This window comes from Jatrophihabitans sp. (genome assembly GCA_036389035.1).
GTDB lineage: Bacteria > Actinomycetota > Actinomycetes > Mycobacteriales > Jatrophihabitantaceae > Jatrophihabitans_A.
Window position 1 is genome coordinate 1 of the sequence record DASVQQ010000022.1, and the last position, 25,422, is coordinate 25,422.

The following is a 25,422-nucleotide window of genomic DNA, read 5'->3' on the forward strand; positions in this document are numbered from 1 at the left end:
TGGGGCCGCCGACGCCCCGGTCCATGGCGATCTTGGCCGCGCGCAGGGCGTCGATGATGATGCCGGCCGAGTTCGGTGAGTCCCAGACCTCGAGCTTGTACTCCAGGTTCAGCGGCACCTCGCCGAACGCGCGGCCCTCGAGCCGGACGTAGGCCCACTGGCGGTCATCGAGCCACTGGACGTAGTCCGACGGGCCGATGTGGACGTTGCGGGCGCCGAGGTCGTGCTGCATGTTCGAGGTGACGGCCTGGGTCTTGGAGATCTTCTTCGACTCCAGCCGGTCGCGCTCGAGCATGTTCTTGAAGTCCATGTTGCCGCCGACGTTGAGCTGGTAGGTGCGGTCCAGCACCACGCCGCGGTCCTCGAACAGCTTGGCCAGCACCCGGTGGGTGATGGTGGCTCCGACCTGGGACTTGATGTCGTCGCCGACGATCGGCACGCCGGCCTCTTCGAACTTGGCCGCCCACTCCGGGGTGCCGGCGATGAACACCGGCAGGGCGTTGACGAAGCCGACCTTGGCGTCGATGGCGCACTGGGCGTAGAACTTCGCGGCGTCCTCCGAACCCACCGGGAGGTAGCAGATCATCACGTCGACGGCCTGGTCCTTGAGGACCTTGACCACGTCCACCGGCTCGTAGTCGGACTCGTCGATGGTCAGGCGGTAGTACTTGCCCAAGCCGTCCAGGGTGGGCCCCCGCTGCACCGGCACGTCCAGCGGGGGGACGTCGCAGAGCTTGATGGTGTTGTTCTCCGAGGCGACGATGGCCTCGGACAGGTCGCGGCCGACCTTCTTGGCGTCGACGTCGAAGGCGGCGACGAAGTCGATGTCGCTGACGTGGTAGTCGCCGAACTTGACGTGCATCAGCCCGGGAACGTTCCCCGAGGGGTCGGCGTCACGGTAGAAGTGCACGCCCTGCACCAGCGATGCGGCACAGTTGCCGACGCCGACGATGGCGACGCGGATGCGACCGGCGGCCGACGTTGCGTTTTCCGAACCCATCGGGTTCCTCCTTGTTGTTAGGTGCTTGGCCTGGCTGGTGCTCAACTCGGCGCGGGCGGTAGGTCAGTGTTGAGTGGGGCCGGTGTTCGGGCTCCGGCGCTCGGTCTCGATCAACTCGGTCAGCCACCGGACTTCCCGGTCCGCCGATTCGAGCCCGTGCTCTTGCAACTGCAGGGTGTAGCGGTCCATTCGCTCCCGGGTCCTGGCCAGCGAGCTGCGCATGCCGTCGGCCTGCTCGGTCATCCGCTGCTTGCGACCCTCCAGGATCTGCAGCCGGATGTCGGAGCGGGTCTGGGCGAAGAAGGCCAGCCGGGTGCCGAAGCCCTCGTCGTCATAGGCGTCGGGTCCGACTTCGGCCAGCAGCTCGGCGAAGTGCTCCTTGCCCTCAGCGGTCAACCGGTAGACCCGCTTGCCGCGCCGGGACCGGCCGCTGAAGCCGCCGGCCGGCTCTTCCAGCGGCGCCTCCTCGTCGATCCAGCCGGCTTCCTGCAACCGCCGCAAGGACGGGTACAGCGAACCGTAGGAGAAGGCCCGGAACGCTCCCAGCAGGGTGGACAGCCGCTTGCGCAACTCGTAGCCGTGCATCGGAGCCTCGCTGAGCAGGCCCAGGATGGGGATCTCCAACATGGGTGTGTCCTCCCCTCCGAAGTTCGACGAACGCGCTGACCCTGCCGGCTGGCACTCTGGAAGTGCTGGCCGATATATCAGCACGATACATCAGGTTGAGATAGTGACTACACTGAGTCGGAGGTGAGTCGTCGCCCACACCCCCATGACCTGCCGCGGTTTCTGGGGCTTTTAGTGGGGCTTGGACGGCTCTGCCGGCGGCCGGCGCCCAAAAAGTGCCCGTACCCTGCGATGGGTGGCCCGGGAGGGTCGCGCGCCGAGCAGCCCGGCCGATTGGGTGAGGTAACCGGCCGGGCTGAGCGGCGCCGTTCGACTGCGGCGCCGTTCGACTGCGGCGCCGTTCGACTGCGGTGCTGTTCGACTGCTTGATATCGACGTAGTGCTGAGTGAGGAGTTCTTCGTGGCGGGTCCCTCCGCGCCTGGTCAGTCCCGGTCCGCCTCCGGCGGCGGCCCCAGACGCCCGGCTTCGAGCCCGGGCCAGCCGAGCGGTTGGAAGCGCCGGCGGGCGGCCAAGAAGCGCCGGCTGGCCAAGATGAGCACCCGCAAGCGGGTGCTGCGCCGGATCGGCCTGCTGCTGACCTGGTTGCTCGGCATCGTGGCGCTGCTGTCGACCGTGCTCGCGCTCAGCGTCTATTCCCTCGTCAAGGTGCCGAGCCCGCAGCAGCTCAAGACCAACCAGGCCGCCATCGTGCAGTACGCCGACGGCTCCACCATGGCCACCATCGACGGCGGCGAGAACCGGATCATCGTGCCGCTGTCCAAGGTCCCGGTGCACGTGCGCGACGCGGTGCTGGCCGCCGAGGACCGCGGCTTCTACTCCGAGCCCGGCGTGTCGGTGCGGGGCACCGTGCGGGCCGCCGTCAACGACGTCCGGGGCGGCCCCGTCCAGGGTGGCTCGACCATCACCCAGCAGTACGTGAAGAACGCCTACCTCAACTCCGACCAGACCCTGAGCCGCAAGCTCAAGGAGCTGGTGATCGCCCTGAAGATCAGCCGCCAGTTCTCCAAGGACGAGATCCTGGAGAGCTACCTGAACACCATCTACTTCGGCCGCGGCGCCTACGGCATCGAGGCCGCCGCCAAGGCCTACTTCGGGGTCTCCATCGACAAGGTCAACACCGCCCAGGGCGCGCTGCTGGCGACGGTGATCAAGTCGCCGGAGTACTACGACCCGGCGGTCACCCCGTCGGAGTCCAAGGGTCGCTGGGAGTACGTGGTGGACGGCATGGTCGGCACCGGCAAGCTGACCCAGGCGCAGGCCGACCGGTTGAAGTTCCCGACCACCATCAAGACCCGCAACACCAGCTCGGTGCTGGACGGCCCGCTCGGCCTGGTCTGGCGCCAGGTGAAGTCGGAGCTGGCCGCCGACGGCGTCGACCCGGCCAGCATCAACCCCCGGGGCCTGCGGATCCAGACCACCATCGACCGCGGCGCCCAGGTGGCCGCCCAGGAGGCCATCAAGGCCAACTACTCGAACCTGACGCCCAAGCAGCGCAACCTGCGCCCGGCCCTGGTCGCGGTCAATCCCGCCAGCGGCGCGGTGATCGCCTACTACGGCGGGCGCAACGGGGGCGGGCTGGACTACGCCCAGTCCTGGCGTCCGCCCGGCTCGAGCTTCAAGCCCTACGTGACGGCCACCGCGCTCACCCAGAACCTGCAGGGCGTCAAGCCGGCCTACACCATCCAGTCCGTCTTCGACGGCTCGTCGCCGCAGGTCATCGACAACCTGCCGTTCGCCAACGACCCGTCGGACCCCGACTTCGGCAATTACACCCTGCGCGAGGCGACCCGGCTGTCGCTGAACACCGTGTTCGGCAGGCTGACCTCGCTGGTGAAGCCGGCCAACGTGGTCAAGACCGCCCGGGCCGTGGGCATCCCGGCGGTGGAGTCGGCGTCCGGGGCCAACCCGGGCGCGCCGACCCTGATGCGCAACGGGAACCCCGACAACTACGTCGGCATCGGCAACTACCCGGTGCGGATCATGGACCAGGCCGTCGGCTTCGCCACGCTGGCCAACGGCGGGCTGTACCGGCCGGCCTACTTCATCGAGAAGATCACCGACAGCAAGGGCAACCTGGTCTACCAGCACAAGGACAAGGCCAAGCGGGTGCTGGACAAGCGGGTCGCCAACGACACCACCCTGACCATGCAGGAGGTGGCGCAGCGCTCGCAGATCGCGCCGTCCGACGGGCGACCGGTGGCAGCCAAGACCGGCACGGTCGGCATCCAGGACTCCGGCGACTCCAGTGACGGCTGGACGGTCGGGTTCACCCCGCAGGTCAGCGTGGCGTCCTGGGTGGGCTCGGACAAGGTCGAGCCGATCTATGACGCGAACGGCAACTCTGAGTACGGCCGCGGCATGGCCGGCCACACCTGGCAGGCATTTATGAACGGCTACCTCAGCGGCAAGCCGGTGCAGCCGCTGGCCACCACCCAGCAGATCGGGCTGCCGGCCCCGACGCCCACCACGGCGGCCACCTCCAGCGCCGCCCCGTCACCGACCGAGTCCAGCACGGCGCCGAGCACCAGCGCGCCGCCCACCACCAGCGCGCCGCCCACCACCAGCGCGCCGCCGCCCAGCACCTCGGCCGAGCCCACGCCCACGCCGAGCACCAGCTGCGGCCTGCCGGTCTGCCCGTCCACCTCGCCGTCCAGCCAGTCACCGGCTCCCAGCGCCAGCTCCAGCTCCAAGGCCGCCGGCCCGGCGGCGGTGACACCCGGCCCACCGACGGCCAGCTCCAGACGTCCGTGATCCTCCAGCGGTCCGGAATGGCCAGGTCGCCGGTGATCTCCGGGTGTGGGTGAGCGACAGCGTGCGAGGATCGTCGGCGTGACCGAGCTGAGCAGCCCCGCGGCCGGCGGCGCGCCGGGTCCGGACAAGGTTCCGCTGCCGCGCGAGGCGCCGCTGTCTCCGCTGTCCTGGGACGAGGTGCCGCCGCCGTCGCGGCAGGACCCGACGGCCGCCCGGGCCAGCGCCCTGGTGGGCGGCCCGCTGGGGCGCTACGCCCGCCTGGACTCCGGCTGGTGGACGCCGCTGCGGGCGCTGCTGGCGCTCGGGGCGTTCACGTTGCTGCTGGGCTACGCCGAGAAGTCGCCGTGCGCCGACGGCCAGTGGGTGGCGTCCAAGCAGTACACCCACGTCTGCTACTCCGACGTCATCCCGCTGTGGGGCGCGGAGGGCCTGTCCTCGGGCGCGGTGCCCTACCGCGACCACGCCGTGGAGTATCCGGTGCTCACCGGCGGCTTCATGTGGGTCACCGCCGAGCTGACCCGGGCCTGGAGCTCGCTCGCCGAGAGCGGGCTGCTGCCCGGCAGCAACCAGGGCGTGATGTTCGGCGTGCTGACCTGCGTGCTGCTGGCGATCTGCGGACTGTTCACCATCGCGGCGACCGCCGCGGCGGCGGGCCGGCGGCGGCAGTGGGACGCGGCGATCCTGGCGCTGAGCCCGCTGCTGGTCTTTCACGCCTTCTCCAACTGGGACCTGCTGGCGATGGCCTTCGCCTCCGCCGCGCTGTGGGCCTGGGCCCGCGAGCGACCGGTGGCGGCCGGGGTGCTGATCGGGCTGGGTGCGGCGGCCAAGCTGTATCCGGCGCTGCTGTTCGTGCCGCTGGCGCTGCTGGCCTACCGAACCCGCACCTGGCGGCCGGTGCTGTGGGCCGCGGTGGCAGCGGCCGGCGCCTGGTTGGCGGTGAACCTGCCGGTGGCGCTGACCTGGACGGCCGGCTGGAAGGAGTTCTACTCCTTCTCCGAATCCCGGCCGGCCGAGGCCAGCACGTTCTGGGCGATGCTCAAGCACTACTTCCCCAGCACCTTCGGCTCGGCCACCGACTCCGGCTGGTCACCGCCGGGCCTGGCGGTGGCGCTGTTCCTGCTGGCCGCGCTCGGCGCGATCGGCTGGCTGGCGTTGAGCGCGCCGGTCCGGCCCCGGCTGGCGCAGCTTGCCTTTCTGACGGTCACCGCCTTCCTGCTGACCACCAAGGTGTGGAGCCCGCAGTACTCGATCTGGCTGGTGCCGCTGCTGGCGCTGGCCCGGCCGCGCTGGCGCAGCGCGCTGCTCTGGCAGGCCACCGAGATCGCGGTCTGGATCGCCACCCTGCTCTGGCTGCTCGGCGGCAGCGACCCCAACAAGGCCCTGCCCTACGAGGGGCTGACCTGGGTGCTGCTGATCCGCGACGCCGCGCTGCTGGTGCTGGTGGCCCTGATCGTGCGTGACATCCGCCGTCCCGAGCTGGACGTGGTGCGCTCGGCCGGCGAGCCGGACCCCGGCGCCGGGGTGTTCGCCGCGGCGCCGGCGGACCGGCTGATCGGCGCCCGGGCTGCCTCGCCGACCCTGACCGGGCCGTGACCGCCGGGGCGTGAGCCGCCTTGCCGTGATCGGCGGGGCGTAATTGGCTCGGGCCGCCGGCGGGGCTTGGGTAACCTTGCCCTTCTCGGCTCGCTCATGCCGGACGAACGCGTCCGCCGGCCGGTGAGCCGCATCGACGGTTGGAGTTCTTGTGCTGCTGCGGATGTCCACGCTGTTCCTGCGCACCCTGCGCGACGACCCGGCCGACGCCGAGGTGCCCAGCCACCGGCTGCTGGTCCGCGGCGGCTACGTCCGGCGGGTGGCGCCGGGCATCTACTCCTGGCTGCCGCTGGGCATGGCGGTGCTGGCCAATGTCGAGAAGGTCGTGCGCGAGGAGATGGCCTCGATCGGCGCGCAGGAGGTGCACTTCCCGGCGCTGATCCCGCGCGAGATCTTCGAGGCCAGCGGGCGGTGGGCGGACTACGGCGACTCGCTGTTCCGGCTGAAGGACCGCAAGGGCGGGGACTACCTGCTCGGCCCGACGCATGAGGAGCTGTTCACGCTGCTGGTCAAGGGCGAGTACTCCTCCTACAAGGACTACCCGCTGGCGCTCTACCAGATCCAGACCAAGTACCGCGACGAGGCCCGGCCCCGGGCCGGGGTGCTGCGCGGCCGCGAGTTCATCATGAAGGACTCCTACTCCTTCGACCTGTCCGACGAGGGGCTCGAGCAGGCCTACCGGGCGCACCGCGACGCCTACGAGCGGATCTTCAGCCGGTTGGGCTTCGACTACCGGATCGTGTTCGCGATGTCCGGGGCGATGGGCGGCTCGGCGTCGGAGGAGTTCCTGGCGCCGACGCCCTCGGGCGAGGACACCTTCGTGCAGTGCACCTCGTGTGACTACGCGGCCAACACCGAGGCGGTCGAGATCGCCGGGCCGCCGGCGCAGGACGGCTCCCAGCAGCCGGCCAGCGTGGTGCTCGACACCCCGGACACGCCGACCATCGCCACGCTGGTGGACCGGCTGAACAGCCTGGACTGGGCCGAGTACGGGTTGCAGCCGGGACAGTTCAGTGCGGCCGACACCCTGAAGAACGTGGTGCTCAAGACCCGGCAGCCCGGCGCGGACCGCTGGGAGCTGCTGGTGGTGGGCGTGCCCGGTGACCGCGAGGTCGACCTCAAGCGGCTGTCCGGCCAGCTGGAGCCGGTCCAGGTCGAGCAGGCCGACGAGAAGGACCTGGCCGCCGAGCCGGAGCTGGTCAAGGGCTACATCGGACCGCAGCTGCTGGCCGACCTCAAGGTGCGCTACCTGGTCGACCCGCTGGTGGTGTCGGGCAGCGCCTGGGTCACCGGGGCCAACGAGGCCGGCAAGCACACCGCGTTCGTGGTGCGCGGGCGGGACTTCGACCCGGCCGGTGAGATCGGCGCGGTCGAGATCCGCGACGGTGACCGGTGCGCCCGCTGCGACTCGCCGCTGCAGATCGCCCGCGGCATCGAGCTGGGCCATGTCTTTCAGCTGGGGCGCAAGTTCGCGGAGGCGTTCGGGTTGACGGCGCTGGGGCCCGAGGGCAAGCCGGTGACGATCACGATGGGCTCCTACGGAGTCGGCATCACCCGGGCCGTGGCCGCGCTGGCCGAGCAGACCCACGACGAGGCCGGCCTGGTGTGGCCGCGGGTGGTGGCCCCGGCCGACGTGCAGGTGGTGCCCACCGGAAAGGACGTCGCCGCGGTGGCCGAGGCCGAGCGGATCGCCACCGAGCTGGTGTCACTGGGCGTACGGGTGCTGCTCGATGACCGCAAGGCCTCACCGGGGGTGAAGTTCAAGGACGCCGAGCTGCTCGGGGTGCCGACGATCCTGGTGGTCGGCCGGGGGCTGGACAACGGTGTGGTGGAGCTGCGCGACCGCAAGTCCGGCGAGCGGCGCGAGGTGCCGGTGGGTGACGCGGTGAGCGCCGTGCACGCCGAGGTGACGGCGGTCTGACCTCAGCCGGCCCGGGCGGTTCTGGCTCGGCCGGCCGGTGGGACTCAGCTGGCCTTGTTGCGCAGGAAGCTGATGTCCTCGGCCTGGCCATCGGCCGGCGTCTCGACCACCACGTCGCAGCCGGCGGCCCGCACGATGGCCGCGATCGCCTCGGGCTCGATGAAGCCGGTGCCGAAGTTGGCGTGCCGGTCGGCGCCGGAGTCGAAGGTGTCGCGGCTGTCGTTGGCGTGCACCAGGTCGATCCGGCCGGTGATGGCCTTGACCCGGTCGACGATGCCGGTCAGGTCCTCGCCGCCGGCGTGGGCGTGGCAGGTGTCCAGGCAGAAGCCCGGGTCGTACTCGCCGATCGCGTCCCACAGCTGGGCGATCCGGTCCAGGTGCCGGGCGATCGCGGAGGTGCCGCCGGCGGTGTTCTCGATCAGGATCGGCAGCGGGAAACCACCGCTGTCGGCCTGGTAGGCGAAGGTCTTGCGCCAGTTGTCGATGCCCACCGCCGGGTCGTCGTTGGCGCCCACGTGCCCGCCGTGCACGATCAGCGCCTTGGCGCCGATCGCGGCGGCCGCCGCGGCGTGCTGGCCCAGGATCTTGCGGCTCGGGACCCGGATCCGGTTGTTGGTGGTGGCCACGTTGATCACGTACGGCGAGTGCACGTAGACCGTCAGGCCGCTGGCCCGGATGGCCTCGGCGTGCGGATGCTCCTTGGGCGCCTTCCAGCCCTGCGGGTCGGCGAGGAAGAACTGAACCGCCGCGGCGTCGACCCGGGCGGCCGCGGCCAGCGGGTCGGCGGAGTCGACGTGGGCGCCGATGACGAGGTTGTCAGCCATGCTTGTCAGATTACGTCCGGCTCCCGACAGCAGTCATCACGGCGGTGCGAGGTCAGGGGTCGACGGGCTGTTGGCTGCCGGTGTCGCCGGCCACCACCGGATGCACCTGCAGGTCGCACACCAGGGCCTGGGGGCCGAAGGTGTCGGTGTCGGTGGCTCCCGGCGGGGCGAACAGCAGCTCGGCCTGCGGGTGACACCGGGAGCCCTCACGCTGCACGGTGCTCCATTCGATCACGGCCGACGCCGGGGTGGCGGAGCCGGACAGCACGACCCGCGGGGCCTCGCCGCCGGTCAGGCCGCCGAGCGGGCCGGCCGGGGTCCGGGCCGCGTCGGCCAGCAGCTGGCCTGCCGCGTCGACGATCCGCGCCACGGGGTAGCCGGTCAGCGTGCAGGGCTGCTCGCCGTTGTTGACATAGCTCAGCAGGACGCCGCGGACGTCACCGTCCGGACCGGCCACGGCCGAACCGGTCATCGCCAGCTGGTCACCGGCGCAGGTCGGCGCCGTGTCGACCCGCGGCCCGGCCACGAAGCGGGACTCGGCGGTGCTCCAGGTGAAGTCCTGGCTGAACCGCAGGCTGCGGCAGCACGGCGGGTCGGCCGGTGAGTAGCCCTTCTCGGTCAGGACGAGGCGCGAGCCCTCGACGTTGATCGCGGTGACCGTGATCGCGCGCGGGTCGCCGGGCTGGTAGGCCAATGTCTGCACCAGCTGCGGGCCCTGCGGGCTGTACCGGAACACCTCGACCGGCATCGGGTGGGAGCTGTCGCCGCCGAAGCAGGTCATGGTCAGCAACCACAGCGGGGCCGGTTCGCCGGGCACCGAGATGGTGGGGGCGCCCATGTCCCTGGGGTGGCCGGCCGTCAGGCCGTCCGGGCACAGCCCGGCGGTGTGCGGCAGCGCGGCGACCTTGAGTCCCAGGTACCAGTCCTGCGGCACGGGGGAGCCGGGCGCCGGGTTGGGCGGGGGGTCGGCGGGCCTGGGCCCGGTGCTGGACGGGGTCGTCCTGGTGGCGGGCGTGGGCTTGGCGGTGGGCTTGGCGGACGCGGTGGGCTTGGCCGACGGCGACGGAGCCGGCGAGATCGCGCTGGCGCTCGGGGTGGGCGAGGGCGAGGTCGAGCTGAGGGCGGGCGGGGTGCGGTCGGCGCCGTCCGAGCGCAGCAGCTTGGGGCCGGCTGTGACGCCGAGGGTCACCAGCAGCACGGCCGCCGCTGCCAGCATCGGGACCATCCAGGCCCGCAGGCCGCGTGGCTGCCCCGCCTCCGGCGGCAGGGCGCGGGTCGCCACCAGCACCCGGGCCTTGATCGGCGCGGCGGCCGGGGCGAGCCGGGCCTGGGTTCTGAGCTCGTCCCGGAGGGCGGTGTCGAGTTCGTCGGGCGTCATCGAATGGCTCCCTGCTGGTCGGACTGGCCGTCGTGGCCGGTGAGGGCGGCGTCGCCGCGCAGTGTGCTGAGCGCTCGGCTGATCAGGCTGCGCACCGTGGTGGCGCGGCAGCCCATCGTCTCGGCGATCTGCTGGTCGGACAGGTCATGGAAGTAGCGCAGCACCACGGCGGCCCGCTGCCGGGGCGGCAGCGTGCCCAGCACCCGGCGCAGCTGGTCGCGGTCATCGACCCGGAGCGCGAAGTCCTGGCCGGCGCGCCGCTCGGGCGCCCGGGCGGCGGTGAAGTCGGTGACCAGCTCAGCGGCCGCGGGGCGCCGCTGCTGGTTGAGGTAGCGGTTGATCAGCGACCGGCGGACGTAGGCGATCGGCGACTGCGCCTCGGCCACCTTGGACCACCGCGGGTACAGCGCCACCAGGGTGTCCTGGACCAGTTCCTCGGCGGCCTGCCGGTCCCGGGTGAGCAGGTAGGCGGTGGCGAGCAGCGAGTCGGTGCGGTCCTCCACGAACCGCGCGAAGTGGGCCGCCGCCCGCGCCAGGACCTCCATGTCTGTCAAGACACCCGAGCCGGGCGAAACATTGCTCGCCGGCGCGATTCGGCCGGCGATTCGCCGGCTCTTCCGGCCGGCCCGGCTGACCGGTGGTTGAGCGCGCGTGACCAATGGGAGCCCGCTTCGTTGAGTTCCTGGGACGGCGCCAACCGGGCGGGCACGCTAGGATGGCGCTTTTCGGACGTTCAGGACGCTACGCGGTACTCGCCGCCTCGCCTAGGGAGTGTTGATGAGCCTTCGTCGCATCGCCGGCGTCGCCGTCGCCGCCGCGATCGTGGCCTCCGGCGCCGGCCTGCTGCTGTCCGGCCCCAGCGGCGCGGTGACGCCCCCGACGCCGATCACGCTCGAGCCGACGGGGATGACCTCTCCCAACTGCCCGGCGGTGCCGCTGGGGGTCTATGACTCCATCGCGCTCAAGCCGGCGACGGTGGTGCAGTTCAAGCGGGGAGCGCTCCTTGCCGGCGCCACCAGCCAGAGCCTGACGATCAAGCCGGCCCCCAACTCCGCCGATCCCAACAGCACGGCCGTGATCGCCAAGGTGCCCACGACCGGCAGCACTCCTATCACGTTCAGCAGGGCGACGACCTACAGCCTTACCTGGCAGTCCAAGGCCGATGGCCCGCTCGGAGCCATCGCTGTCGGTGCCAGCCGTACCGGCAAGCTGGTTCTCAACGCCAACGCCCGGGGTTGCGTCATCGCGGTCCAGATCCCGGTGCCGAGCGTGTCGGCGTCGGCGGTGCCCAGCCCGATCATCAGCGGGATCAACGGCGCGATCGGCGGGGTGGTGAGCAGCGCCAACGGCGCGCTCGGACCGGTCAACAGCGCGCTGCCGACGCTTCCTCCGGCGCCGACGCTGCCGGGGGTCAACCCGCCGGTCCTCAGCCCGCCCGCGATCAACCCGCCGGGCGCCAGCGCGCCGGGTGGCGACCAGGGCCCGGGCACCAACTACAAGCCGACCGGACCGACGGTCGCCGACCGCACCGTGCCCAAGGGCTACGGCACCGGCAGCGGGCTGGGCGGGCTCTACGTCCCGGGCGGCGGCGACTCGGGCGCCGGCGGCTCGGCCACCGGCGGCTCGATCACCGCACCCGGCCAGCAGCCGGGCGCCGGCAACGCCCAGCCGGCCGGCTCGGCCCAGCGGCAGGCCAAGCCCGGCGGCTCTCCCGAGACCGTCGAGCTGGCCACGAGCCGGCCCCGGTCAGCCCTCGGCGCGCTGCCCACCCTCGCGGTGGTCCTGGCCATCCTGGCGCTGTCGGGCGCGACCGCGTTCTACGCCCGCACCTTCTTGCTGCAGCCGGCCCAGCGCTGACCTCGGCACCGGCCGGCCCAGCGCTGACCGGCCGATTTCCTTCGCCGGGCGCCAGCCGGTAACCTGTCAAGGTTGCTGTCTGGGCATCGAACGTCAGGTGTTCGCGCCCGCGACCTGCTCGGCAGGTGGCGAACAGACCGCGCACCCTCCTGCCACGGAACGTCCGTGGCCGCATAGTCCACAGGAGGCTGGGTTAATCCCATGCGCCATTACGAAGTCATGGTCATCCTCGACCCCGAACTCGACGAGCGGACCATCGCCCCGTCCCTTGACACCTTCCTCTCCGTCATCAAAAAGGGCGGCGGTTCGGTGGACAAGGTCGACGTCTGGGGCAAGCGCCGGTTGTCCTTCGAGATCAACAAGAAGTCCGAGGGCATCTACGCCGTCATCGACATCCACGCCGAGCCGGCCTCGGTGATCGAGCTCGACCGGCAGCTGAACCTCAACGAGTCGGTGCTGCGCACCAAGGTGCTGCGACCCAATCTGCAGAAGGCCAAGTCGAAGAAGGCCCAGGTCAAGGCTCAGGCCAAGAAGTCCGAAGCGAAGAGGTCAGCCTGATGGCCGGCGAGACGGTCATCACCGTCGTCGGCAACCTGACGGCTGACCCCGAGCTGCGGTTCACCCCGTCGGGCGCGGCGGTGGCCTCCTTCACGGTGGCCTCCACCCCGCGCAACTTCGACAAGAACACCAACGAGTGGAAGGACGGCGACGCGCTGTTCCTGCGCTGCTCGATCTGGCGCCAGGCGGCCGAGAACGTCGCCGAGTCCCTGCAGCGCGGCATGCGCGTGGTGGTGACCGGGCGGTTGAAGCAGCGCTCGTTCGAGACCCGCGAGGGTGAGAAGCGCACCGTCATCGAACTCGATGTCGACGAGGTCGGCCCGTCGCTGAAGTACGCCACGGCCAAGGTCAACCGCACCCAGCGCGGCTCGTCCGGCGGCGGCTTCGGCGCCGACAACTCCGGCTCGGCCCCGGCCGATGACCCGTGGGCCTCGTCCGGCCCGGCCGCCTCCTCCTCCGGCGGCTTCTCCGACGAACCGCCCTTCTAAAACCTCGCTCACTGATCTCACTACGGAGTCTTCAAGAAGATGGCCAAGCCACCGTTACGCAAGCCCAAGAAGAAGTCGAACCCGCTCAAGACCTCACGGATCGAGGCGATCGACTACAAGGACACCGCCATGCTGCGCAAGTTCATCTCCGACCGGGGCAAGATCCGCGCCCGGCGGGTGACCGGCGTCAGCACCCAACAGCAGCGCGAGATCGCCAAGGCGGTCAAGAACGCCCGCGAGATGGCGCTGCTGCCCTACACCTCGACCGCGCGCTAAGGCAGGACGAGATATGAAGATCATCCTGACTCGTGAGGTGACCGGCCTCGGCGTTCCCGGCGACATCGTCGAGGTGGCCGACGGCTACGGCCGCAACTACCTGGTGCCGCGTGGTTCGGCGATCAACTGGAGCAAGGGCGCCGAGAAGCAGATCACCCAGATCCGGCGCGCCCAGAACTCGCGGGAGATCCGCGGCCTGGACCACGCCAAGGAGATCAAGGCCCAGCTCGAGGGGCTGTCCGTCACGCTCAAGGCCCGCGCGGGCGAGGGCGGCCGGTTGTTCGGCTCGGTCACCCAGGCCGATGTCGCCGACGCCGTGAAGGCCGCCGGCGGCCCCACGGTGGACAAGAAGCGGGTGCACCTGCCCGGTCACATCAAGACCACCGGGGCGCACACCGTGACCATCGAGCTGCACCCTGACGTGGTGGCCAACGTGGCCGTGACGGTGGCGGGAAACAAGTAGCTCCCGGCCACGTCGGGCTGACCCGAGCCGGCTGTCGGCGCGGGCCTGCCCAGCACCTGATATTGCCCTGATCGAGGACCCGGAACCGCCGTTGCGCGGTCCGGGTCCTTGGCCTGCCCGGCTCGGCCGGCCGTTGGTCGGCGGTGTCTGAGGCGGTGTTTGAAGTGCTGTCTGAGGCACTGTCTGCGGCGGTGCCTGAGGCGCTGTCTGCGGCCCGATGGGCAGCTCGTCCAGATTCCTAGATCGACTCGCGCGGCCTGTGGATATGTGGTAGCCAAACGTGAGCGGGGTGTTACCGACTGAACACAGTTCGGTCCAGTAGTAAACCCGACGCACACAGTTGCCTGAGCGCTCACCTTCTTCAAAATTACTTTTCTTCCACAGGCTGAGCACAACCTAGCCCAATGATTACGGGCTCTCCGGCCTGCTCGGCGGAGTTATTCACAGGCCTGTCCCCAGCTCGTGAACAACTCCAGGCGGCGTTGCCCACACTGTCGTCCACAGGTGTGTGCACAGGCGTGATTGCCGTGGCGTCCCGGCCTCTCTAACGTCAGCGCGGGCTCGGCGCGAAAGGCGCGTGACGGGCGAGCCAGCCAGAACTGTCGGAGTGTTGCGGTCCAATCTGCACACGACCGATTAGCCGCCCGCCACGGGTTGGCAGACGATGGGTGACGGTGTGACTTCAGGTCCAGGGCTGCGCGCGATCGCGGGCGATCCGGATACGTCCGGCCCCAAGTTCGACCGCACCCCGCCGCAGGACATCGAGGCCGAGCAGTCCGTGCTCGGCGGCATGCTGCTGTCCAAGGACGCCATCGCCGACGTGATCGAGGTGCTGCGCGGCGGCGACTTCTACCGCCCGGCCCACCAGCTGATCTACGACGCGATCCTGGACCTGTACGGCCGCGGCGAGCCGGCCGACGCGGTCACCGTCGCCGCCGAGCTGAGCCGGTCCGGGGTGATCGGCCGGGTCGGCGGCCACCCGTACCTGCACACCCTGATCTCCGGGGTGCCGACGGCGGCCAACGCCGGCTACTACGCCGAGATCGTGGCCGAGCGCTCGATCCTGCGCAGGCTGGTCGAGGCCGGCACCCGGATCGTCCAGATGGGTTACGGGGCGGCCAGCGGCGAGGGGATGGCCGGCACCGTCGACGACGTGGTCGACCGCGCCCAGGCCGAGATCTACGAGGTCACCGAGCGGCGCACCACCGAGGACTACGTCCGGATCGAGGACCTACTCGAGGGCACCCTGGACGAGATGGACCGGATGACCTCCAACGGCGGGGTGGGCACCGGCATCCGGACCGGGTTCGAGCACCTGGACGAGATCACCCACGGCCTGCACCCGGGGCAGATGATCGTGGTGGCCGGCCGGCCGGGTTCGGGCAAGTCGACGTTGGCGATGGACTTCGCCCGGTCGGCGGCGATCAAGCAGCACGCCTCGACGGTGATCTTCTCGTTGGAGATGTCGAAGCAGGACATCATGATGCGGCTGTTCTCGGCCGAGGCGCGGGTGAAGCTGAATGACATCCGGTCCGGGCGGATGACCGATGAGGACTGGCGCAAGATCGCGCTGCGGTCCTCCGAGCTGGCCGAGGCGCCGCTGTTCATCGACGACTCGCCGAACCTGACCATGATGGAGATCCGGGCCAAGTCGCGCCGGCTCAAGCAGCGCCACGACCTGAAGCTGATCGTGATCGACTACATGCAGCTGATGACCTCGGGCAAGCGGGTGGAGTCGCGGCAGCAGGAGGTGTCGGAGTTCTCCCGGGCGATGAAGCTGATCGCCAAGGAGCTCGAGGTGCCGGTGGTGGCGCTGTCCCAGCTCAACCGCGGGCCCGAGCAGCGGACCGACAAGAAGCCGATGCTGTCTGACCTGCGCGAGTCGGGCTCGATCGAGCAGGACGCCGACGTGGTGCTGCTGGTGCACCGCGAGGACATGTACGAGCGCGAGTCACCACGGGCCGGCGAGGCCGACATCATCATCGCCAAGCACCGCAACGGGCCGACGGGGCAGGCGACGGTGGCCTTCCAGGGTCACCTGTCGCGCTTCGTGGACATGCCCTCGTGATTAGCAGCAATGCAAGTTTTGCGTAATTACTGCGTTAACACCTATGTACGGTTAAGGTAAGTCCCTGGCCCCATCACTATGCTCAGGGAGAACTCGATGTCGTTGCGCACATCTATCGCCGGCGTGGCGGTCGCCACCCTCGCGGTCGGCCTGACCGTCGCCGTCAGCCCGCTCACCGCGAGCCCGGCCGCCGCCGCGGAGATCTCCTGCTCGACTGCGGCCAGCAGCGGCTCGGGCCCGTTCTACCCAGGTCCCGATGCCTCGATCGCCTACGACCGGGCCTTCAGCCGCAGCTTTCCGTTGCCAGGCCTGGACACCCATATCCCCCAGGGCGTCGCCACCTGGCGAAACTGGGACGGTAAGGGCCACAACATGTTCCTGATGGCCTCCTATCACCCCGGTCAGAACGCGCGGATCTATGGCATCGCACCCGGTGGCGGCCTGGTCGGCACCGTGGAGATCGCAGACACGCACGCCGGCGGCATCGCCGTCGTGGGCAACTGGATCTACGTCCAGCACACCAGCACCAGCATCCGCAAGTACCGGACCTCTGACATCCGCCGGGGCATGAACCACCGCCGCGGCTACCTCTACGTCGCGTCGGTCGGTACGCCGCGCACCGTCTACGGGGCGTCCTTCATGACCGCGTCTGGCAATTACCTCTTCAGCGGCAAGTTCAACGAGGATGACCGGGACAGGATGTATGCCTACCGGGTGAACCGCAACGGCTCGCTCACCACGCTGAGGAACGGCGGCTATGAGGTGCCGAAGAAGACCCAGGGTGTCGCGGTGCTGGGTGATCGGTTCCTCTTCAGCACCAGTTACGGCCGGGGCGACCGCGGCAACATCTACGTGGTCAAGCGGGGCTACTCCAGCCTGGACACCGCCAGGCTCCGATGCTTCCGCGCGCCTAGCATGAACGAGGGCATGACGATCTACGGCAACTACGTCTACGTCGTGTTCGAGGGCGGCTCCTACGAGTATCGCAGCGACTCGCAGAACCCCATCACTCACGCTCACAGGGGAGATCTCAGCAAGCTGAGGATCTGAGGCGCGCCACCCGCAGCAGGAACGGCAGGGCCCGAAGCCATCTCGAAGCCGATCATCGCCTCGCGTTGTATTAATCCGCAGATAAGTCAGCGGCGATGCTCTTGAGCCGCCGCAGAAGGCGGACTGGCTCGGTGTCCGGCACCGGCGTGAAGCCGTACTTCTCGTAAAAGCCAACGGCGTTCTCGTCGAGCGCGTCGACCACCACGAATCGTGAGACGACTATCTCGCCGGCTCGCACGCACCGGGTCAGGGCGTCGAGCAGCAGCTCGCCACCCAGTCCCTGCCCATGCAGGCTGGCATCCAGAGCGAGCTTGGCCAGCAGGATCGGCGGCACCTCGGCAGGCAGCGAATGAGCCTGCTTTCTCGACAGGCTTCCACGGTGCAGAGCGTGACCAGTGAGCGTGAAGTAGGCGAGGATCTCGCCGTCGCCGACATGCCACACAAAGGTACGGCCGGTGTCTTGGAGTTGTCCCCGCCCAGCGGACTGGCGCAGCCAGCGGTCCAGCGGTTCCTTGCCGCTGTCAAATGAGGTGAGAATGTGCGAGTCGTTGAGTGGCTCAGAGGTGAAGTTCACAGCGCTGCGGCTAGGCCTGCTTTACGCGGCGAGGGCGTCGCGCCAACGTGCGCAGCGCCTCGTTCGGGGTGACGGGTTCGTCAAGTGCCGCGATGAGCTGGTCGAAGTAGTCCGCCGGGACCAGGGTGCGCGAGGCGAGCACCTCCTCGGCGCGAGCTTCCGCCGAGGAGATCACGAAGTCGGTCAAGGATTGGTCGGTTGCCGCAGCCGCAGCCCGAAGCCGATGCTCGGTGTCTGGTCGAACTCGAAAGTTGAGCCGAGCAGCCGTAGCCATGTTGAACTCCTAACCGTATGTACATCGTATGTACACGATGGCTCGTCGGAATGGCATAGTGCCCCACGTGGCATCCTCGGCGTAGTCAATGTGACCATCAGCTAGTCAGCCCGCTTTGCCAGAATGCAGGCATGGCCTTCACCATCCCGCTGAACCCGGACGAGCTGCTGACCACCACCCGGACCGTGCGCAAGCGGCTGGACCTGACCCGACCGGTTCCCGAAGAGCTCATCAAAGACTGCCTGCAGGTGGCGCTGCAGGCGCCGTCCGGCTCCAACCGGCAGGGTTGGCACTGGATCGTGGTGACCGACGCCGACCAGCGGCGCGCCATCGGCGAGATCTATCGCCGGTCCACCGAGCAGTACCTGGCCTCCGCGGGTGCGGCCGGCAGGCTGTTCGCCGACGATCCGGCGCGGGCGCCGGTGCAGCAACGGGTGAGTGACAGCATCGCCTACCTGGCCGATCACATGGCCGAGGCGCCGGTGCTGGTGCTGCCCTGCCTGAAAGTCGAAAGCCTGCCCACCGGAAACCAGGCCGGCCTCTGGGCGTCGCTGCTTCCCGCCGTCTGGAGCTTCATGCTGGCCGCTCGGGCCCGCGGGCTAGGCACCGCCTGGACCACCCTGCACCTGGTCTACGAGGACGAGGTCGCGGCGGTCCTCGGCCTGCCGGACGGTATCCGCCAGGCCGCGCTGATCCCGACCGCGTACTACACCGGAACGGACTTCCGGCCGGCCGCGCGCCAGCCACTGGACGAGGTTCTGCACTGGGATCGCTGGTGATCACTCGATGACCAGACAGGCAACACTGCGCACCCGCCGGCTCACCCTGGTGCCGCTGGCCGAGGAGCACCTGGACCACGAGGTCGAACTCGACTCCGACCCCGAGGTGATGCGCTATCTCGGCAACGGCAAGGTGCGCGCCCGGGACGAGGTGCAGCGCCACCACCGCCACCGGCTTGCCGTCGCCGACCTGGTGCCCGGGTTGGGCTTCTGGGCCGGCTTCCACGAGGGGCAGTTCGTCGGCTGGTGGCTGTTCAGCCCGCCGCAGCACGCCGACCAGGGGCCGGTCGAGGGCCAAGCCGAACTCGGCTACCGGCTGCTGCGCCGCTACTGGCGGCAGGGCCTGGCCAGCGAAGGCTCCCGCGAGCTGATCCGGCACGGCTTCGAAGACCTGGGGCTGCACCGGATCTTCGCCGAGACGATGGCGGTCAACGAAGCCTCCCGGGCGACCATGACCTCGATCGGGCTGCGGCACGTGCGCACCTTCCAGGGCGACTGGGACGAGCCGATCCCCGGCGCCGAGCACGGCGAGGTCGAGTACGCGATCACCCGAGATGAGTGGCTCGCCGGGCGAGCCTCAGGCGGAAGGAACCGCTCGGTCGCCGCGGACGACCAGTGATGGGTGACCGAAGAAACGGTAGGCCAAGGCGCCGATTCCGTCGGCGCCACGCCGGTACCCGCACCGCAGCCGTCGCAGCATCTCCGCCGGCGGTACCTCCTCTTCCAGGACGCCGGCGTAGAACCGGCTCGCGAACTCCGCAGCCGCCTCGTCCGAGACTTGCCACATCGCAGCGATGACCGCGGCGGCGCCGGCCCGGAGGAAGGCCGCCGCCAAGGCTGTTGACCCGGCGGTGTTGAGGACCACCAGCGGCGCCGAGGCTAACCGGACGTAAGTGAGTTCCCTTGAGGTCAAGCGGGAGCCGTCATCGAGTAACAGGCCGGGTTCGATGTCGTCGCCGCTTCTGACGCTGTGGCCGGTGAGGTGCAGGATGCCGATCCGGTCATCACCGCGCAGCGCGCCCAGCACGCCACCCAAGTCAGTGGGGAGCCGCCGCGCCCCGTAATGCTGCACCAGCTCCGCCGCCTCCGCTTCAGCGCCCCGGAGCGTCGACGATCTGCCTCCGCCGTAGCCAGGTCCGATCACCGCTATGTCGCCACCGACGGTCAGCTCGAGCGAGGAGACTCTGCCCGGCAACTGCGCCACCACGGCATGGCACCCCAGAAATGGCGGAAGAGAAATTTTCGACGGCAGGCGGGCTTCGGCCAGTTCCCACGGCACGTCCAGGTCGGACCGGAACGTGATCATGGGACGCCCACCGGACTCAGCGTCAACACTGGCCAGGTCGGACCAGAATTGTGCTGGGAACGCGGCCGCGATCTCCCGGGACACATCCTCGATGACCCCGGGCGGGAAGCTGGGAAAGGCGGTCCGCGCGAGTGTTCGGGCGAACTCGGCTGAGTCTCCCCTTGCCCTCGTCACTACCCGGGTCAGTCCGGCTGAGCCTCCCCTCGTGACGACCTGGGTCAGCTCGGCGCCGGCGTTGCCCAGAGTCCAACGAAGCTCGTCGCTGTCCGACCCCGGTTCCACTGTGACGATCAGGTGGATCGAGTCGGGCGTCGTAGGTACCTGCTGCTGCCTCCGCGCCGCCCGCTGGGCGGCCTCGGCTTCGACCGCGGCGAGCACCGGCGCGGCAAGTGCGGTGATCAGCTCCGGCAGGTGAGCCCGCTCGATCGGATAGACAGTCCTCGGGGGAGGCTCCATCTCCCTCGGTCGATCCCGCGACTCCGATGGGTGAGACGACCCTGGTTCGAAAAGGCCCCCGGACATGTAGGGCATGTAAGGCAGCACCTCGTCGCTCCCTAACGGCAAGGCCGCCGTGCCAATGGCGAGCCGGGCGGCCTCCAGGTCATCCATGGCCACCGAGTAATCGTTGAGGATCAGTCCGGCGCCCAGCCGGTCGCGCAGCATCCGCGCATACGCCTGCCACTGCTGCGTGAACCACGAGAAGTAGGCCTCGAACGAGGCCCAGCGCTCCCCGCTCGGCGACCACCCGACGCTGGTGTAATCCCGGCCCATCTCGTCGACAAGGAGACCGGTCTGGGGCTCTCGCGGCTCGACGGGCACCTGCGTGGGGTCGTCCTGGCCATCGAGATACCCGCGCACTGGACCCGCGAAGATCCACTCACACATGCCACGGACGTGGTGGAACGTCGCGGTGGCGACATCGGGCGCGTCCGGGTCCTCCTCCGGCGGCAGGTCGAAAAGCGCCTGCTCGGCCTGCTGATCCTCGACTTCGGCTCTATGGAAGAGCCGCACGTGAAAGGCCACCGCGACGGACTGGAGCACGTTCAACGCATGGCGCACGTCCAGGGTGTAGAGCCGTCGCGGATTCGCCACGATCCTGCCCACGGCGGCCGCGACCGTCCCCTCGGGGTCGTTGGTGTCCCCCAGCCATATGGGCACCTCAACCCCCCGCAGCGTGGGACGCATCACGTCCGCCAGGACTTCATTACCCAGGGGCGAGAAGTCGATCACTATCGCGGGGACTTCGCCCTCACCCACCCCGGTATGCGCGACGGCCCGGGCAAGGCCGCTCATGACGGCGTTGAGCGCCGGGCCTGACCGGCCGAGGTCGACCTGATCGCTGACCACGAGAATCTCGGGACGGGCATAGACGTCCGGCGGCTCACGGACCACCTGGACGGTCACCTCCGGAGCGCCATGGGCAGCGGTGACGCGGCGGGAGATCTCGCTGTCGCTCAGGCTCGTCCAGCCGGGCACCGTGCCGAACAGCGCGACGACCACTCGTCGTGAGCGTGTCGACTCGACGTGATAGCGCTGGCCCGAGATGGTCCGCAGCACGGCCCTGCCGGCCAGCCCGTCCAGAGCGGCGGCCAGGCCGGCGTCGGCCCGCACGACCGCGACATGCTCGTCGCCACCGGGGTCCTGCCAGCTGGCCTCCAGCGCGAGCGGGCGGGTGTGCGGCAGGGTCAGCACACCGGCGTCAGGGTCCGAGGGTGGGACGAAGCGCAGGCCGCCGGGGATAACCTGGACGCCGACCGTGGTCACCGGCAGGCTGAGCGGCGCCAGGTCCGCCAGCCCGTCCGGGAACCGGTCCCCGGCTAGGATCTCCGGAGCGATCACCCGGTCCACGTGCATCGCCACCGCGGCCAGCAGCCGCCGCCCGGCGTCGTGCGCCAGCGCGCTCGCAGGGAGCCTGCGGCGGGCCTGCAGGAACCAGCGGACCACCTCGGCGGCACGTTCGGGATGCAGCTTCAAGGTGGCCAGCGCGCGCTCGAAGGCGTCGCCGACGTCTGATGCGTCGCCGATCATCGACGACCAGATGATCCGCTCCTCGAGTCGGACCATGTCGGTGTGCTCCCGATGCGCGGCGACCACCAGCCGGCGGGCCGCCCCGGCCGTCGCACGGTGGGCCGGCCCGCCGAGCTGGCCACGCAACACCTCGAGCACCGCCGGGCGGAGCGTCAGCTGGCCGGCGGTGGCGACGTGGGCGAGGTCGCTGAACCACAGGTCCGCCTCGGTGCCGGCATGCCAGCCTCCAGCTGGATGGCCGCCGGCCTGCTCGGCCCGGACCCGGCCACCCAGCTCCAGGCGGAGCCGGCGCAGCAACGGTGGCTCGATGATCGTCGCCACGCTCGCCAGCCGGGCCAGTCCCACGATGTCGGGACGTCGCCTCTCCAGCGCCGCCAGGCCGGCTGCCTCGTCGGTCGGCTCAGTCACGGCCACGGCCCACCCGTGGCAGGTCGTCCCAGGCCACCAGCCGGATGGCGCGGGCAAGGTCGTCCGGCCAGGACCGCAGTCGGTGCGGGACGAGCGCGAGCACGTCGGCGTCGTGCTGCCGCGCCGCCTCCGCGAACTCCAGCCAGCGCAGCCGGCCGATCGCCGACGAGCCCGGCGCCCGGGCCGCGCCGAGCGTGGAGATCACCAGCACCGGACGGCCCGAGGCGAACAGCTCCTCCGGATCGACGGCGTCGTGGGGGCCGTGCTGATCGTGATCGACCCACTCCACGGTGGTGTTCGACTCCCCAACCACGTGCTCGACCTCGCCCACGAAGGCCCGCACGTCAGCCAGGTAGGGCAGCATGCTGGCGCCGACGTCGGCGACGATGGCGACGCCCCGCTGGGTGCTCGGCTCGACGACCCGCGGCAGCGTGACCAGCGGCTGCTGCTCGGCGATCGACTCGATGACCTGATCGAGGTCGATGTCGTCGGAGCGGTGGTCCCGGCGCACCAGCATGGTCATCGCCGCGCGCAGCAGGGTCGCGGGGATCGGCGGCTCGTACGGGACAGCGGCGGTCAGCGAGGTGATCGGCGCCAGCGGCGCGGCCGTGCTGCCGAACACGTCGACGGGCAGATCGCTGAGCGCCTCGACGAAGGTGCGCTGGTCCTGCGCCATCGGCAGGTCGTCATAGCCCGGCGGCAGCGTCGCCCATGCCGGCCCGGCCGGCTCGACGTCGACCGGCTGTTCGACCTGACCGGGCTCAGGCAGCGGGTCGTCCTCGGGCCCGGGCGCCGGCGCCCTGAGTCCCAGCAGCTCCACGAGCTCGTCGAGGTCCTCCGCCGCGGTCAGGGCAAGCTCGGCGGCGGCGGTGATCGCGTCGCCCCAGCCGACGGTGCCGCGATTCTCCTCAGACACGGTGCTCGCTTGCGGGCTTGGCACGGGTCTTGCGCAGTGCCGCCTCCTCGATCGCGTCCCACAGGTCGGTTCCGGGACCGTCGGCGGTCGGTGGCCGCTGCCCGTAGGCAAGGCATGCCTTGACCGTGTCGAGGTATTCGGCCATCGAGGGTGGCCGGCGGCGCTCGTGGGTGGCCGCCTTGCCGAGTTCGAGCGTGCGAGCCGCGATGTCGGCGTACAGGGTGTCCTGCCGCGCCCCGAAGTGTGAGGTCGCGACCGCCGTGAAGAAGCCGGGTTCGGTGTCTGCCAGTTCGAGCTGGATGCACCGGCGCAGGAACGCCGGAGGCATCGAGCGCTCGCCGTTGCTCGTGATGATGATGAGCAGGGGCGCCTGCGCCGTGATCGCGCCGTGGCCCGGCACGTTGATCACCGAACGCTCCAGCGGCTCCAGCAGGTCGTTGGGCAGGTCAGGCTCGGCCTTGTCGATCTCGTCGAGGAGGACGACCGTCCCGTGGCCGCTGCGCTCAGGTTTCGTCCGGTGGTCCTGGGCCCTGACCATCGCTCCCGCTGATTCCGGATTGAATGCCCACCACAGGACTCCGGGCACGGCGTAGTGGGCGGCGTCCTTCGCCTTGTGCTCCTGCGCGTCACTGAGCCGGGCGACGGCGTCGAAGCGGGCGCTGAGGTCCTCCAGCCGGGTTCGGGAGGTCACCGTCGTGGCGACGTAGGCCCAGTCGAGGCGCTCGGCGACATCGGCCGCGAGCGTCGACTTGCCCGAGCCCGGAACGCCGGTGATCAGCAATGGCCGCCTGGTCGCAAGGGCCACGTTCACGGCCAGCACGATCCGCTTGTCGTGATAGACGTAGGACTTCTTTCCCGGAACCGCGTCAGTGTCGGGACGGAACGGAGCGGCGTCGAAGTTCATGCTGAGTCTCCCTCCAGCGCCTGGATTGCCGCCAGGTAGTCGAAGTAGATCCGGCGCTCGTCCTGGGAGGTCAGAGTCGGGGTGACCGGAAGCAGTTGGGCAGGCAACGTCGGGGGCGCCGCACTCGCCTGGTGATGCACGAGAAAGGCCACCCGCGGGTAGGTCTCGTCCAAGAGCTCGAGAACCTCTTCGTCGATGGGACCAGGAACCCAGACGTAGAGGTCCGGGGTGCTCGTCGCGAGCAGTTCGTCGACGTCCTCATCGGTGAGCGACTGCGCCATGGCCGATCCGTGGCGCGCGCGCCAGCCGTCGCGCAGGTTCGCGCGGAGCTCCTCGAAGGCGCCGTGAGTGTTGGCTATCGCGAAATGCGGAGGTGGTTCCTGGGCCAGATGAGCCCGGCGGATGTAGCGCGGAACCGTGTAGCCCGGCCGTTCGGAGCACAGGCTGGCGTGCGCGTAGCCGCCCCGACTGCGGCGGCGGCGCAGCATCGCAGAGGCGCCCGCGGCGACCACCAGCGGCGAGAGCTCCTCCAGAATTCTCAGGCGTAGCGGATTCGGGAACGCCGTGCCGAAGTCCTTCATGAGATCGCGGGTCTCGGTCAGGCATTCCGAGCGCAGCATCGCCTCGATGATCGCGAGGGCCGCGAGGTTCTCTGCGTTGTCGGCGAGGTAGCCGGCGCGGGCCGACAAGCCGTCGGCCAGCTCGCGCAGCGCGGGCTGGGACGCCCGGTCGAGCAGCGGCGCCAGCTGGTTGGCGAGCTGGGCCGCGGGGGTCTCGCCGGGCCCGAGAAGGCCACGGTCGCGCAGGGCGGTCACGATGCTCGTGGCCACCTCGGTGACGCCCTTGCCACGGACGAACTGGATGCCGGGCAGGTTCACGACCTTCCACGACGTCTCGGCAAAGGCCTGCCGCTGGGCGGCCCGGGCCTGCCTGGCCCGCTCGAGGTCCGGCTCGTCGAGGAAGGACACCGGGACGAAGGCGAAGGCCTCGTCGTAGGAGTGCCGGAGGGACAGGAACAGGGCTTCGGCGTGCACCCATTGCGAGGCCAGCGCGGCCTCGTCGAGAAGCACCACGCCGCCGTGGCACACGTGCAGCATGAAGGCGATCCGCCGGCGCCAGTCATCCCCGCCCGTGATCTGCTCCTGGTCATAGAGGACCCGGATCCCCCCATGCGGCTCGGCCGCTTCCTCGATGCTCGCCGCAAGCTCGCGCAGGCGCTCCTTGCTGGCCGAGGAGGGCGAGCTGTGGCTGAGGAACAGCCGGTACACCATGACGACCCCCGCCCCGCGAAAGACCACGTCACTCGTAGCACCGGACAGCTGCCCGCAGCGGCGGTCTCGCCGATAAACATAGCGTTCGGCCGGCTCCGGCGCCGAGG

Annotated in this window: 22 protein-coding genes and 1 pseudogene; 12 read left to right on the top strand and 11 right to left on the bottom strand. The window is 70.0% G+C overall.

Annotated elements, in window-relative coordinates; all coding sequences use genetic code 11:
• On the bottom strand, window positions 1-1,000 hold a 1,000-nt coding region (locus VF557_13465; protein ID HEX8081213.1), incomplete at its 3' end, for an inositol-3-phosphate synthase.
• A 63-nt stretch (window positions 1,001-1,063) separates the two neighbouring features.
• Entirely contained in the window at window positions 1,064-1,627 is a 564-nt protein-coding gene (locus VF557_13470; protein ID HEX8081214.1) for a PadR family transcriptional regulator, read from the bottom strand.
• Between the two features lie 400 nt (window positions 1,628-2,027).
• Between VF557_13470 and VF557_13475 the strand changes: the two genes are divergently transcribed.
• The 3 genes from VF557_13475 (at window position 2,028) to VF557_13485 (ending at window position 7,893) form a co-directional block, all read left to right on the top strand.
• Window positions 2,028-4,379: a transglycosylase domain-containing protein gene (locus VF557_13475; protein HEX8081215.1), complete on the top strand. Its 2,352-nt coding sequence runs from the start codon at window positions 2,028-2,030 to the stop codon at window positions 4,377-4,379.
• Between the two features lie 78 nt (window positions 4,380-4,457).
• Window positions 4,458-5,972: a glycosyltransferase 87 family protein gene (locus tag VF557_13480; protein ID HEX8081216.1), complete on the top strand. Its 1,515-nt coding sequence runs from the start codon at window positions 4,458-4,460 to the stop codon at window positions 5,970-5,972.
• Window positions 5,973-6,135: 163 nt separating this feature from the next.
• On the top strand, window positions 6,136-7,893 hold the full coding sequence (locus VF557_13485; GenBank protein ID HEX8081217.1) for a proline--tRNA ligase: 1,758 nt from the start codon (window positions 6,136-6,138) through the stop codon (window positions 7,891-7,893).
• Between the two features lie 44 nt (window positions 7,894-7,937).
• Here VF557_13485 and VF557_13490 read toward each other — a convergent pair whose 3' ends face one another.
• The 3 genes from VF557_13490 to VF557_13500 are packed head-to-tail and all read right to left on the bottom strand — an operon-like array spanning window position 7,938 to window position 10,640.
• A complete protein-coding gene (locus VF557_13490; protein ID HEX8081218.1) occupies window positions 7,938-8,717 on the bottom strand; it encodes a deoxyribonuclease IV in 780 nt (259 codons plus the stop codon).
• 52 nt (window positions 8,718-8,769) lie between these two features.
• Window positions 8,770-10,095 carry a DUF4232 domain-containing protein gene (locus VF557_13495; GenBank protein HEX8081219.1) on the bottom strand — a complete coding sequence of 442 codons (1,326 nt, stop codon included), beginning with the start codon at window positions 10,093-10,095 and terminating at the stop codon, window positions 8,770-8,772.
• On the bottom strand, window positions 10,092-10,640 hold the full coding sequence (locus VF557_13500) for a SigE family RNA polymerase sigma factor (protein HEX8081220.1): 549 nt from the start codon (window positions 10,638-10,640) through the stop codon (window positions 10,092-10,094). Before VF557_13500 ends, VF557_13495 begins: the two co-directional genes overlap by 4 nt.
• A 232-nt stretch (window positions 10,641-10,872) precedes the next feature.
• On the opposite strand from VF557_13500, the gene VF557_13505 reads away from it, so the two are divergent.
• The 7 genes and pseudogenes from VF557_13505 to VF557_13535 all read left to right on the top strand — a co-directional run bounded on the left by VF557_13505 (window position 10,873) and on the right by VF557_13535 (window position 16,855).
• A complete protein-coding gene (locus VF557_13505; protein ID HEX8081221.1) occupies window positions 10,873-11,952 on the top strand; it encodes a hypothetical protein in 1,080 nt (359 codons plus the stop codon).
• A 201-nt stretch (window positions 11,953-12,153) separates the two neighbouring features.
• Window positions 12,154-12,432: pseudogene (gene rpsF, locus VF557_13510) on the top strand (30S ribosomal protein S6).
• A 77-nt stretch (window positions 12,433-12,509) separates the two neighbouring features.
• A complete protein-coding gene (locus VF557_13515) occupies window positions 12,510-12,998 on the top strand; it encodes a single-stranded DNA-binding protein (protein ID HEX8081222.1) in 489 nt (162 codons plus the stop codon).
• 39 nt (window positions 12,999-13,037) lie between these two features.
• Window positions 13,038-13,274, top strand: coding sequence for a 30S ribosomal protein S18 (gene rpsR, locus VF557_13520; GenBank protein HEX8081223.1), 237 nt, complete (start codon window positions 13,038-13,040; stop codon window positions 13,272-13,274).
• 13 nt (window positions 13,275-13,287) lie between these two features.
• Window positions 13,288-13,737, top strand: a complete 450-nt coding sequence (gene rplI / locus VF557_13525; GenBank protein ID HEX8081224.1) for a 50S ribosomal protein L9 — start codon at window positions 13,288-13,290, stop codon at window positions 13,735-13,737.
• 676 nt (window positions 13,738-14,413) lie between these two features.
• Window positions 14,414-15,805 (top strand): replicative DNA helicase, encoded by a 1,392-nt coding sequence (dnaB, locus tag VF557_13530; protein ID HEX8081225.1) that lies wholly within the window; start codon window positions 14,414-14,416, stop codon window positions 15,803-15,805.
• 96 nt (window positions 15,806-15,901) lie between these two features.
• Window positions 15,902-16,855 carry a hypothetical protein gene (locus VF557_13535; protein HEX8081226.1) on the top strand — a complete coding sequence of 318 codons (954 nt, stop codon included), beginning with the start codon at window positions 15,902-15,904 and terminating at the stop codon, window positions 16,853-16,855.
• 70 nt (window positions 16,856-16,925) lie between these two features.
• On the opposite strand, the gene VF557_13540 is transcribed toward VF557_13535, so the two are convergent.
• Together VF557_13540 and VF557_13545 are read right to left on the bottom strand one after the other, a co-directional pair.
• Window positions 16,926-17,429: a GNAT family N-acetyltransferase gene (locus VF557_13540; GenBank protein ID HEX8081227.1), complete on the bottom strand. Its 504-nt coding sequence runs from the start codon at window positions 17,427-17,429 to the stop codon at window positions 16,926-16,928.
• 10 nt (window positions 17,430-17,439) lie between these two features.
• On the bottom strand, window positions 17,440-17,703 hold the full coding sequence (locus tag VF557_13545) for a DUF1778 domain-containing protein (protein HEX8081228.1): 264 nt from the start codon (window positions 17,701-17,703) through the stop codon (window positions 17,440-17,442).
• A 131-nt stretch (window positions 17,704-17,834) separates the two neighbouring features.
• On the opposite strand from VF557_13545, the gene VF557_13550 reads away from it, so the two are divergent.
• Window positions 17,835-18,482, top strand: a complete 648-nt coding sequence (locus VF557_13550) for a nitroreductase family protein (GenBank protein ID HEX8081229.1) — start codon at window positions 17,835-17,837, stop codon at window positions 18,480-18,482.
• A gap of 7 nt (window positions 18,483-18,489) precedes the next feature.
• On the top strand, window positions 18,490-19,101 hold the full coding sequence (locus VF557_13555; GenBank protein HEX8081230.1) for a GNAT family N-acetyltransferase: 612 nt from the start codon (window positions 18,490-18,492) through the stop codon (window positions 19,099-19,101).
• Here the strand turns inward: VF557_13555 and VF557_13560 are convergent.
• Genes VF557_13560 through VF557_13575 form a run of 4 tightly spaced genes read right to left on the bottom strand, consistent with a single transcriptional unit; the run spans window position 19,060 to window position 25,315 of the window.
• Window positions 19,060-22,224, bottom strand: a complete 3,165-nt coding sequence (locus tag VF557_13560; protein HEX8081231.1) for a CHAT domain-containing protein — start codon at window positions 22,222-22,224, stop codon at window positions 19,060-19,062. The two genes, VF557_13555 and VF557_13560, sit on opposite strands and share 42 nt — an antisense overlap.
• Complete coding sequence (locus VF557_13565; protein HEX8081232.1) at window positions 22,217-23,140, bottom strand: hypothetical protein; 924 nt, start codon at window positions 23,138-23,140, stop codon at window positions 22,217-22,219. The genes VF557_13560 and VF557_13565 overlap by 8 nt, the downstream gene beginning before the upstream one ends.
• Window positions 23,133-24,044, bottom strand: a complete 912-nt coding sequence (locus VF557_13570) for a MoxR family ATPase (GenBank protein ID HEX8081233.1) — start codon at window positions 24,042-24,044, stop codon at window positions 23,133-23,135. Before VF557_13570 ends, VF557_13565 begins: the two co-directional genes overlap by 8 nt.
• Window positions 24,041-25,315, bottom strand: coding sequence for a toll/interleukin-1 receptor domain-containing protein (locus VF557_13575; GenBank protein HEX8081234.1), 1,275 nt, complete (start codon window positions 25,313-25,315; stop codon window positions 24,041-24,043). The genes VF557_13570 and VF557_13575 overlap by 4 nt, the downstream gene beginning before the upstream one ends.
• Window positions 25,316-25,422: the final 107 nt, after the last annotated feature.